This is a genomic window from Nocardia thraciensis, assembly GCF_054782435.1.
The window spans coordinates 1-688 of the sequence record NZ_BAAGSM010000062.1; the positions used below are offsets into that span (position 1 = coordinate 1).

The window sequence follows — 688 nt, forward strand, 5'->3', positions numbered from 1 at the left end:
CCTGTCGGCCTCGCCTTAGGTCCCGACTCACCCTGGGCGGATTAACCTGGCCCAGGAACCCTTGGTCATCCGGCGGACGAGTTTCTCACTCGTCTTTCGCTACTCATGCCTGCATTCTCACTCCCACAGCCTCCACAACTAGTTCACACTGTCGCTTCCCTGGCTGCAGGACGCTCCCCTACCCACCCAGACCACTGCACCCAACCCCGAAAGGCCAGGCGGATGTCATGTCTGAGTGCCGCGGCTTCGGCGGTGTACTTGAGCCCCGCTACATTATCGGCGCAGGATCACTTGACCAGTGAGCTATTACGCACTCTTTCAAGGGTGGCTGCTTCTAAGCCAACCTCCTGGTTGTCTCAGCGACCCCACATCCTTTTCCACTTAGTACACGCTTAGGGGCCTTAGCCGGCGATCTGGGCTGTTTCCCTCTCGACTACGAAGCTTATCCCCCGCAGTCTCACTGCCGCGCTCTCACACCCCGGCATTCGGAGTTTGGCTGATTTCGGTAAGCTTGTAGGCCCCCTAGACCATCCAGTAGCTCTACCTCCAGAGTGAAACACGCGACGCTGCACCTAAATGCATTTCGGGGAGAACCAGCTATCACGGAGTTTGATTGGCCTTTCACCCCTACCCACAACTCATCCCCTCAGTTTTCAACCTAAGTGGGTTCGGGCCTCCACGACGTCTT

1 rRNA gene is annotated in these 688 nt (G+C 57.7%); it reads right to left on the reverse strand.

From position 1 onward, the window contains the following. A 23S ribosomal RNA gene (locus ACYVLQ_RS31785) occupies positions 1–688 on the reverse strand; the annotation flags it as partial.